The following is an 11,391-nucleotide window of genomic DNA, read 5'->3' as shown; positions in this document are numbered from 1 at the left end:
GCTTTCGGTGGAGCGAAAAAAAATGGTACAAAGATCAGCGCATAGCCCATAAGCCCGGCAGCGATATAAAGGTGCCGTGGGAGCTTGCGAGGCTTCAGCACTTGCCGCAGCTTGCTATTTTTGCGATGGCGGATCCAAGCCTAAAAGAGCAAAATTTAAAAGAATTTAAAAACCAAATTTTAGATTTTATCAGCAATAATCCGCCTAGAATGGGCGTAAATTGGACCTGCACGATGGACGTGGGCATCAGGGTCGCCAACATGCTGGCGGCTTACGATATGTTTTGCCAGATGGATGAGGGTGGAATTTTAGATCAAAATTTCAAGCAGACCTTTTCAAATAGCGCTTACGAGCATGCGCTTCATATCGTAAATAATCTAGAATATTCCCCGCAACTAACGTCAAATCATTATCTAAGCGACATCGCGGGCTTGCTGCAAGCTTGCGCGTATTTGGACGGCGGCGGCGAGATAGACGCGTGGCTAGCGTTTGCCGTGCAAGAGATAATCAGCGAAATGAAAAAGGAATTTTACGAAGACGGCGGAAATTTTGAGAGTTCTACGAGCTATCACCGCTTAAGCGGCGAGCTGATGGCGTATGCCGCGGCTCTGATATTGGGTTTAAAAAGCGAGAAAATTTCATCGCTAAAAAATTACGATGCAAAACTTTGGCGCAAAAAGCCGAAACTCTTGCCGCCTAAGGAGCAGGAATTTAAAATTTTAAACGGACAAATAGCGCTGCCGCAGTGGTTCGCAGACAGGTTGTATAAAATCGGCAGGTTTACCGTGGATATTACAAAAACAAACGGCAAAGTGCCGCAATTCGGCGATAACGACAGCGGCAGGTTTTTTAAATTTAGCCCAAACGGCGAGTTCTTGAGCAACGAACAAGCCGCGCGAAAATATCTAAATTTAAGCAGCTTTGAGGGCGGCGACGAGCCGTTTTGGGATGAGAATATCTTAAACCACTCCACGCTAATTAGCTGCATGGGCGGGATTTTTGACGATGAGATATTTAAAAACGATATGCGCTTTGAGAAGAGTTTTGTTCGCTCGCTCGCAGGGCATACGCTACAAGCAGGAAATAAAACATATAAAAGTCCGAGCGTCTCGGGTGCGAAATTCAGCGAACTGCCGCACCGAAAAAGCATGGAATTTAAAATTCCAAATTCGCAAGAGATCAAAAATATATTTTATCCGGACAGCGGAATTTTTATCTTTAAATCTAGCAAATTTTACCTCGCTATCTGCGCTACGCCGCTTGGGCAAAAGGGTCACGGCGGACACACGCACAATGATAAGTTGGGCTACGAGCTGTGGATAGATGGGCTGGATATAGCGAGAGATCCTGGCACCTATCTTTATACTCCAATCCCTGACATAAGAAATGAATTTAGAAGTGTCAAGGCACACAACGTGCCGATTATAGGCGATTTGGAACAAAATAGTTGGGGTGAGGGGGCGTTAGGACTATTTGGGATGTTTTTGGAATGCAGATGTGAAGTGGCGGATTTTGGAGAAAATTTTATAAACCTAGCCGCAGAATACAAAGACGTAAAAATTATTAGAAAATTTGAGATAAAAGAGGGCGGGCTGGAGATTATCGATATGGCAAATAGGGAATTTTATTATAGTAAATTTGAGTTATATTCGAATGGATATGGAAAGTTATCGAGAATTGGTGCATTCAATGAATAATAATATTATAGTGAATAATAATTTTAATTTATTAAGGTTGATAGCTGCATTTCAGGTTATGTTTGTTCATGCAAATGATTATTTGGTAAATAAAAGCGATTTATCCTGGTATGTAACTAAAATATTAAATTTTAGTGGTGTAACTGTATTTTTTCTGATTAGCGGTTTTTTAATAAGTATGTCTTATGCAAAAAATCAAAATTTAAAAACTTATATTAAAAATAGAATTTTAAGAATTTACCCAGGGCTTTATGTTAATATTTTTATAGGTATAGTAATTTTATATGTTTTTGTAGACTTAAATTTTGACTTTAATTTTTTTAAATGGCTTCTTACTCAAATTAGCTTTTTGCAGTTTTACAATCTTGAAGCTAGCAGGGCTTTTGGTACTGGCGAGATAAATGCGCCGCTTTGGACGATCTCGATTGAGCTAGTATTTTATGCTGTCTTGCCTATCATTTTTCTTATAGATAAAAAGATCAAGAGAATATTGCCTTGCATTTTCCTAATCTCAATAATATTTTTTATATATAATTCTAGTAGTGATAGAAATTTGTTTATTAATAAACTTATTAATGTATCTCTGGTGCCATACCTATTTGTATTTTTAATCGGCTTTTATTTCTATAGTTATTTTGATTTTTTCCATAAGTATTTAAAGGACAAATTCTTTATATATTTTGCTACTTATATTATAGGTAGAATTTGCTACTATTATTTTAATAATATCTTTTTAGATATATTAGTAAATTATTTTATATTTTCATTTTTAGTTTTTTCTTTTGCTTTTAGCTTCAAAGGTCTTGATAATTTTTTAAGAGGCAATGATTTCACTTACGGTATTTATATATACCATATGTTTTTTGTAAATATTTTTGTCCAAATAGGTGTGGGGGGCAGCATTTATGTAGTATATGTCGCTATTTTATCTATGTGCTGCGCTATAATCAGTTGGTTTTTTGTAGAGAAACCGTGTTTAAACTTAAAAAGTAAAAGCTTATATCGCAGCAGGATGAAAAATGCCTAAAAAAATACTATGGTGTGGAAATTCTTATTATGGATCTCCATTTAAAGTCGGCTGTAATTATTATAGTGAATTACTGGCTAAGGGGGGAAACAAAGTTTTATTTATCGCGCCGCCTGTTTCCCCCTTTCATAATAAGATCAACGAAGCCACCAGGCTGGCTCAGGCAAAGAAAGGCTTGCATGAAATTTTTGAAAACTATTTTATATATACCCCATTTGCGCTTATTCCGCCATTTAAAAAGCTGCCGTCCCAATTTTATTGGATTATAAAAATATGGTATATTTTTACCTTGCCAAATTTTAAAAATATGCTTAAAAATTATAATTTCTTAAACGTAGATATTTTGGTGATAGATAATTTCGTATTTCTACCTTTAATAAACATTATAAAATATAAGAAGTTGATTGTTAGGGTTACCGATAGGCTTGAAGGTTTTGGCGTAGGGGCAGCAGCTATCAAGGCAGAGGAGTATCTAATAAAAAAAGCAGATAAAGTGATATATACATCATCGAATCTTAAAAATTATATAGAAAAATTTAATAAAAATTGCTTCTATGTACCAAATGGAGTTGATTTTAATAAATTTCAAAAAAAATACGATAAGCCGGATTTTTTTTGCACGATTGCAAAACCAGTTGCCGTTTATGTAGGCGCTATAGAAAGCTGGTTTGACTTCGACCTACTAGATTATGTCGCCGACGAGCTAAAAGATGTGCATTTTTTAATAATTGGAGCTGTAAAATTTAAACCCGACAATTTTGATCAAATACAATCTAGAGAAAATATTACGTTTTACGGCAAGGTCAATAATGATTTGATTGCCTCTTTTTTGCAATTTTCAGACGTCGGTATAATCCCGTTTAGGTTAGATATGGATTTAGTTCATTCTATAAGTCCACTAAAACTATATGAATATATGGCTTGCGGGTTACCCGTTGTTTCTACAAAATGGACCGAGCTAGAGTCGATAAATAGTCCGGCTTTTTTAGCATCGAATTATCTCAATTTTAAAAAATATTTATTATGTACTTTAGAGAAATATCATAAGCCATATGAATTCATCGAGTTTGCAAAAAACAATGACTGGAGTAAAAAGATTGGGGATATATTATGAGCTTTTGTTATTCAATTTTTGTCTGTTGTTTATTTTTCATATTTCTTTATTTGTCTTATAAAAATAAGTATTTTTTTGTCTATATTTACTTTAATTTTATATTTTTTACTCATATTGTAGGAATTATATTAGCTGAATTTTGGGGGATCATCGAGATAGAGAATCTTAAAAATATCTATGAGTATGAATTTTTAAACGGAGCTAGCGTAGTATATCTGCTTTTTGCTATCTTGATCAATTTGGTATTTTTAACAACAATAAATAATTTCAAAACTCCACTATATAAATGTGAGCATCTAGTTAAAAAGTTATGTGTACCTAATATCAATTTTACCCTTGTTTATATATTTTTATTTCTTATACCAATGGTGGTTGCTTACTTATATATATATACATACGGTAATATTCCATTGCTTAATGGGGCAACGGATGCGGCTAGAGTGAAAGGCGATGGATTTGGTAATCTTTTTCATGTAATGATGACTATATTTTTCCCCATATTAGCTTCAATATTAATTTTGTTTGCCTTAATAAATAAGAAGTTTTGTTATGTGGGCCTCGTTTTTATTATGCTGATTATATATCCGATACTTATGGCACATAAATCTGCTATGATTGTGGTTTTATTTTATACTATAACTATGATTGTTTTATACTATGGATATAATAAAACTAAACTTGTCCTGTTAGTCCTCGCATTGCTTATTTTATTATTTTTTCTTGTATTGATGTTTTTTCACTTTTCAGAAAAATTTGGATTGTACGATATTGTTTTGAAATTTATATTTAGGCTGTTTGTGGGTCAAGGATCTAATTTTTACTTAATTTGGACAGATTTTATAAACGATAAATTACCATATATCTATAATTTATCTTTTTTAAATCAAGCTTTTTACTCTAGTTTTTTACAAGATTTATTTGGAGAATACATATATTATAAGAAATTTGAGTATGAAGTGACATTATATTATACTAGTGACTGGTTTGCTAATAGTTGGAATTTGGTTACGACCACTTTGGGGGAAGCTGTTTTTACTTTAGGTATAATCGGAATATTATTTATACTTATATTGATTGCTATATATATATGTCTGATAAATTTTCTGTTTAAAAAATTTATCAATAGTGGAAACATTGGCTATCTTGGGCCGGGTCTGTTATTGATAGCTTTTTTAAATAGCATATGGAATATGGGTGGGTACTATCAGCTTTTTTCTATTAATAATTTTATTTTATTTATTATTTTTTATTTCTTCTTCTTTTTAATAAATTTTTTGTTAAAGGCCAAAATTGTTATTAGTAATTGATTTTCGTATGCATAAGGCATCTGGTATAGGTACATATATTAAATCAATACTACCTTTTTTAGTGGAAAAATTTGAGGTTATTCTGCTTGGTAGTAGAGCTGAGATACAGGATTATGCGTGGAGCAAAGGCGTTAAAATTTTAGAATGTAAATCCAAAATTTATTCTATAAAAGAGCAGCTTGAGCTGCCTTTAAAAATTCCTAAATGCGATATCTTTTGGTCTCCGCATTACAATATTCCAATTCTACCAATAATGGCTAAATTTAGAGTAGTTACTATCCATGATGCATTTCATTTGGCTTTCTATGATACGCTAAATTTTATGCAGAAAATATATGCAAAAACGATTTTTAATCAAGCACTAAGTAGAAGCGATATAGTTCTTAGCGTTTCAGATTTTTCACGGAGTGAGATATTGAAATACGCTAAAACCGATAAAAATATTTTTGTTGCGCCAAACGCGATAGATGAGGGGCGCTTTAATCATCATTGCGATTCAAATGCCTTAGAAGCGGTGGCAAAGGACTATGGTCTTCCTGAGGATTTCATTTTGTTTGTAGGAAATGTCAAACCGCATAAGAATTTAAAGAATTTATTATTTGCATTAGAAAAGATGGATTTAAATTTAGTCATAGTAGGGAAAAAGGATGGCTTTATAACGGGCGATAGCATTATTTCTGAGATTATTCGGAGAAAAAATCTAAGTAATCGTATATTTTTTACGGGCTATGTTAAAGACGCAGATATCGCTGCTATCTATAATTTGGCGAAATTATTTGTGTTTCCGTCGTTATACGAGGGGTTTGGTATTCCGCCGCTTGAGGCGCAAGCGTGCGGTTGTCCGGTCGTTTGCTCAGATGCGGCAAGCCTACCTGAAGCTTTCGGAGACAGCGTCGTGTATTTTGATCCATACAGCGTGGAAGATATGAGGGATAAAATTCAAATGGTTTTGAATGACGAAAATTTACAAAACGAGCTTCGCGCTAAAGGTTTTGAAAATGTAAAAAGATTTAGCTGGGAGCGCTCGGCTAAGCAGATTATCGAAATAATGGAGAATTTGCAATGAAAAAAGCCCTTATTCACGACTGGTTTAGCACCTATGCGGGTGCGGAGAAATGCGTCGAGAGTTTTACCAATATTTGGGATGATTTTGAAATTTATAGCCTCATCGACTTTTTAAGTGACACCGACCGAGATAAAATTTTAAAAGGCAAGCACGCTCACACGAGCTTTATCCAGAAGCTGCCCTTTGCAAAGGACAAATACCGCAACTACCTGCCGCTATTTCCGCTTGCAATCGAGCAGTTTGATCTAAGTGGATATGACGTCGTGCTATCCAGCTCGCACGCCGTCGCGAAGGGTGTGCTGACGCACTCAAATCAACTTCATATCGCCTATGTACACACGCCGATCCGCTACGCGTGGGATCTGTATCATCAGTACTTGCGCGAAAGCGGGCTAGATCGCGGTCTAAAAGGCATGCTGGCGAAGTATTTTTTACATAAAATTCGACTTTGGGACGCGAGCACCGCAAACCGCGTGGATCACTACGTCGCAAACAGCCACTACATCGCGCGCCGTATCAAAAAAACATACGGCAAGCCCAGCGACGTCATCTATCCGCCCGTGGACGTGGATAAATTTACTCTGCGCGAAGCCAAAGAGGAGTTCTACCTCGCCGCCTCGCGCATGGTGCCGTATAAAAAGATTGATCTCATCGTAGAGGCATTTTCGCAGACGGATAAGAAGCTGCTCGTCATTGGCGACGGCCCCGATATGGCAAAAATCAAGTCAAAGGCGGGCAAAAATGTCGAGCTTTTGGGCTTTGCGAGCGATGAAACGATGGCGGATCTCATGGGGCGGGCAAAGGCGTTCGTTTTTGCCGCCGAGGAGGACTTCGGCATTACGCCGGTAGAAGCGCAAGCATGCGGCACGCCGGTGATCTGCTTTGGGCGCGGCGGCGCTCGCGAGACGGTGCTTGACGGCGAGAGCGGACTGTATTTTATGGAGCAAAACGCAAAGGAGCTGCTCGCCGCCGTAGCTAAATTTGAGCAAAATTATGATAAATTTGAGCCTGTAAAAATCAGAGAAAATTCTTTAAAATTTTCGCGCGCACGCTTTGAGGCCGAGATCAAAAGCTACGTCGAGAAAAAATATGAGGAATTTAAGGATGGCCTAAATGACTAATATAATCCTAAGTGGCGGCAGCGGCACGAGGCTGTGGCCCATCAGCCGCACGCTTATGCCGAAGCAGTTCGTGCGCCTCTTTGACGATCGCTCGCTTTTTATGATGAGCTATGAGCGAAACTCCCAGCTATGCGAGCGCACGCTCGTCGTCTCGAACGAGCAGCAGTATTTTTTGGCGCTCGATCAGCTTGAGGACCTAGGCGCGCGTGGCGTAAAATTTCTACTCGAGCCCGTCGGCAGAAATACGGCTCCTGCGATCGCGCTTGCGTGTTTGAGCTTAAAGGCCGAGGAGATCGTTTTCGTAACGCCGAGCGATCATCTAATTAGAAATGAGGCAGCGTATAAAAACAGCGTCTTGCGCGCACGCGAGCTTGCAAAACAGGGGTTTTTGGTAACGTTTGGTATAAAGCCCGCGGATGCAAATACGGGCTACGGCTATATCGAAGCAAGCGGCGAGGATGTGTTAAAATTTCACGAAAAGCCTGAGCTTGCGGCGGCGCAAAGCTACATAGCGGCGGGGAATTTTTACTGGAACAGCGGCATGTTTATGTTTAAAGCCGGCGTATTTTTGAGCGAACTAAAATCGCAAAGTCCTGAAATTTACGAAGCCTGCGTTCGTGCGTACGAAAATTCTAATGCGGAAAATCCGATTAGAATTAAACTAGGCGATATGCAAGAAATCCCCGCAGATAGTATCGATTACGCAGTTATGGAGCGCACGAGCCTTGCTAAGGTCGTGCCGGCAGACATCGGTTGGAGCGATCTGGGAAGCTTCGATAGTTTAGACGCCGAGCTGCCCAAAGACGCGAACGGCAACACCGCAAGCGAGCAAAATATCGCTCTAAATTCTAAAAACAATCTCATCATCGGCTCGGGCCGCACGATAGCCGCTATAGATATCGAGGATCTCGTTATCGTCGATACCAAAGACGCCCTGCTCGTATGTAAAAAAGGCTCTACCCAAAAGGTAAAGCAGGTGGTGGAGCGGCTAGGCGGTAGCGATCTAGCGCACGTGCACGTAACGACGCATCGCCCGTGGGGCAGCTACACGGTGCTCGAAGATGAGCGCGGCTACAAGATCAAGCGTATCGTCGTTAAGCCCGGCAAGCGGCTATCGCTGCAGAAGCACTACCATCGCAACGAGCATTGGATTGTCGTTAGCGGCACTGCGACCGTGACTGTGGGCGAGCGAAATTTCTTGCTGCGCGAGAACGAATCGACGTTCATTAGAATGGGCGAGGTTCACCGCCTCGCAAACGAGGGCAAAATCCCCGTCGTGCTAATCGAGGCTCAAGTCGGCAGCTACACCGGCGAGGATGATATCGTGCGCCTGCAAGATGATTTTAATAGGAGCTAGGATGAAAAAGCAACTCTGCGTTTTGATAATCTTGGCGGTCGATATTTTCGGCATCTGGCTTTGCTTCGGACTTGCCGTGGTGCTTAAAAATCTGCTCTACGGCGATAGCGTGCTGCTGGATATCGGCAGGTATCAGGGTTTCGCGCCATCCTACGTCATAATGATATTTTTGTTTTTCTATCAGGGAATCTATTCGAGGCGATATGATTTTTGGCATGAGAGTAGAATTTTAGTGAGAAGCTGCTTTTTTGGGCTTTTACTCAGTCTTGCGTTGCTTGCTTTAATCAAAGTCAATTACGAATTTTCGCGCGCCAGCTTTATTTTGAGCTTTGCCTTTATGGCGGTGGTTTTGCCGCTTTTTAAGCTCATAACGAAAAGGGAGCTTTTTAAATTTGGATTATGGCGAAAGAGGGCGAAAATTTTAGGCGAGGGCGAGGAGTTTGAAAGCGCCGTCTTAGAAAGCGCGTATTTAGGATATGTTAGAGCTCTTGGCAGCGATTACGACGTGTTATTTATCGGCGGAAGCAGGCTTGGGGCGAAAGCCTTGAACGAGCTTATCGAGCATAATATCAGAAAAAACAAAGAAATTTTATTCACCCCCGTGCTGCGCTCATACGATTTTACGCAGGCAGATATTTACAGCGTTTTTTCTTCGCGCACCAGCCTCTTTGCGATACGAAATTCTCTGAAAAGCCCTTTAAATTTAGCTCTTAAACGCGGGCTTGATTTGGCGCTAATTTTCTTAGCGCTTCCTTTGCTGGTGCCGATTTTTGGCGTAATTGCGCTGATGATGAAGCTAAAAGAGCCCACGGGGCGCATATTTTTTTCGCATCAAAGGATGGGATTTGGCGGTAAGCCGTTTGGTTGCCTGAAATTTCGCTCGATGAAAGAAAACGGTGATGAAATCTTAGCTCAGTATCTAAAGCAAAATCCGCAAGAGGTGGAGTATTTTGAAAAATATCATAAATACGAGCACGATCCGCGCATCACGAAGCTGGGCGATTTTTTGCGCAAAAGCTCGCTCGATGAGCTTCCGCAGCTGATCAACGTCCTAAAGGGCGAAATGAGCATCGTAGGCCCTCGCCCGTGCGCGCAATACGAGCGCAAGGATATGGGTGAATATGCAGATCTAATTCTGGCCGTCAAGCCCGGTATTACTGGGCTTTGGCAGGTGAGCGGGCGTAGCGACGTGGATTTTGCGACCAGGGCCGGTATGGATACGTGGTATATGAAAAACTGGTCGATCTGGAACGATATCGTGATAATCATAAAAACCTTTAAGGTGGTCCTTGTTCGCGAGGGTGCAATTTAAATTTTAAATTTGGAGAAGAAATATGCAACAGAATTATTGTGAAGATGATGAGATTGATTTGCTAGATTTGGCAAAAAAGATATGGAAATATAAAAAGCAAATTTGTATAGTAACTTGCGGATTTATTGCGATTGGGTTTTTGTATATTCTATTTGCTACTCCATGGTATAAAGCAACGGCGATGGTAGAAACCGCCTATTATAATAATGAAACTGGTATGCCACAGTATATAACCGAAAGATCCGTTCGGATGCATGAGCTTAGAGTAAAATATATTGATGGACTAAAGGATATTAAGGACAAGAACGTAACGGTTGATAGTATCGTCGCTGATAAAGATAGCGCCAATATATTTATTATAACGGTGTTTGCCAAATCAAACGAATTACTAAAAAAACAGATAGATGAGATGGTGGCAGATTTAAGCAAAGAAGATGCTATAGTTTTAGATGAATATAAAAAGGCTGTACGCGAACAATCGGTAAGTATTGATTCGCAGATAAGTTATTTAAAAAATGATAAAATTCGTAATTTAAAAGAACGCATAGAATATTTAAAAGGTGTTCAGATAGCCAAAATAGACGATCAAATAGATATGCTGAACAAGAGAGAAAAGCTTAGCGATGCTGGCGAATTAAAACTGATGGAGTTAATGAATATAAAAGATAAAATTTTAAACGACAATATACCTAAAATAAGTGACGAAATTAGTGCTATAACTCTAGTACAAATTCCTGATTTAATGAAGAAAAAGAGCATTATAGAAAGTAGGCTTTCTGATTTTAATTTTAAAACTTCTCATATAATTTCTAATATAGTTTTATCTGATCGCCCAGCAAAGCCTAAAAAACTAATCATTTTAGCAATATCTGCAATAATAGGACTTATGCTTTCTACCTTTGTAGTATTGGTTTATGATAAATTTAAAATCTGCAATTCCGAAAATAGATAAATTTTAAATAATTTATTTCTATATTGGGGTGTTACGGTTGAATGTAAAGGCTGCTTTGATAAAACTCCCTACTGCGGCGCTTTATATTAAAGATCATATTGCGCTAACCTTTAGCATTGCGCTAAATCAGCAATGCGATTTTACTAAAGAGTAAGGATGACAATTTAGCTATTGTGGCATCAAAGCTAGAAGTTGCTTTTTGGATATGACTATTGAATTTTATCCATACATCGAATTCTATCGCTTGGATACATTACCGAAAAAGTCATTTATTACTATCGAGTAGCCCCAATTTGCATTTACAAAAGCATCGTGATTATAAATTTGGGTGTATTAATTAAAAATCGCCGATTAAAATTCTATAATTGTATGTAAAAAAGTATTGGTGTCCCGTGTAGGATTCGAACCTACGGCCGCCTGATTAAGAGTCAGATGCTC

9 protein-coding genes are annotated in these 11,391 nt (G+C 38.7%); all 9 read left to right on the top strand.

Annotated elements, in window-relative coordinates; translation table 11 throughout:
• The coding region (locus tag Q0369_RS04735; protein WP_298096691.1) for a heparinase II/III family protein at positions 1–1,697 on the top strand (1,697 nt) is incomplete at its 5' end.
• Complete coding sequence (locus tag Q0369_RS04730) at positions 1,690–2,724, top strand: acyltransferase (protein WP_298096688.1); 1,035 nt, start codon at positions 1,690–1,692, stop codon at positions 2,722–2,724. The genes Q0369_RS04735 and Q0369_RS04730, both read left to right, overlap by 8 nt.
• Positions 2,717–3,838: a glycosyltransferase gene (locus tag Q0369_RS04725; RefSeq protein WP_298096685.1), complete on the top strand. Its 1,122-nt coding sequence runs from the start codon at positions 2,717–2,719 to the stop codon at positions 3,836–3,838. Before Q0369_RS04730 ends, Q0369_RS04725 begins: the two co-directional genes overlap by 8 nt.
• A complete protein-coding gene (locus Q0369_RS04720; protein WP_298096682.1) occupies positions 3,835–5,145 on the top strand; it encodes a hypothetical protein in 1,311 nt (436 codons plus the stop codon). Before Q0369_RS04725 ends, Q0369_RS04720 begins: the two co-directional genes overlap by 4 nt.
• Positions 5,129–6,211, top strand: coding sequence for a glycosyltransferase family 1 protein (locus tag Q0369_RS04715; RefSeq protein WP_298096677.1), 1,083 nt, complete (start codon positions 5,129–5,131; stop codon positions 6,209–6,211). The genes Q0369_RS04720 and Q0369_RS04715 overlap by 17 nt, the downstream gene beginning before the upstream one ends.
• Positions 6,208–7,332 (top strand): glycosyltransferase family 4 protein, encoded by a 1,125-nt coding sequence (locus Q0369_RS04710; RefSeq protein WP_298096673.1) that lies wholly within the window; start codon positions 6,208–6,210, stop codon positions 7,330–7,332. Before Q0369_RS04715 ends, Q0369_RS04710 begins: the two co-directional genes overlap by 4 nt.
• Positions 7,325–8,689: a mannose-1-phosphate guanylyltransferase/mannose-6-phosphate isomerase gene (locus Q0369_RS04705; protein WP_298096670.1), complete on the top strand. Its 1,365-nt coding sequence runs from the start codon at positions 7,325–7,327 to the stop codon at positions 8,687–8,689. Before Q0369_RS04710 ends, Q0369_RS04705 begins: the two co-directional genes overlap by 8 nt.
• Position 8,690: 1 nt before the next feature.
• A complete protein-coding gene (locus Q0369_RS04700; RefSeq protein ID WP_298096667.1) occupies positions 8,691–10,001 on the top strand; it encodes a sugar transferase in 1,311 nt (436 codons plus the stop codon).
• A gap of 22 nt (positions 10,002–10,023) precedes the next feature.
• Positions 10,024–10,953: a Wzz/FepE/Etk N-terminal domain-containing protein gene (locus tag Q0369_RS04695; RefSeq protein WP_298096664.1), complete on the top strand. Its 930-nt coding sequence runs from the start codon at positions 10,024–10,026 to the stop codon at positions 10,951–10,953.
• Positions 10,954–11,391 lie beyond the last annotated feature (438 nt).

Source organism: uncultured Campylobacter sp., from assembly GCF_938030685.1.
Classification (GTDB): Bacteria; Campylobacterota; Campylobacteria; order Campylobacterales; family Campylobacteraceae; genus Campylobacter_B.
This window is presented reverse-complemented; position numbering and strand designations above follow the sequence as displayed.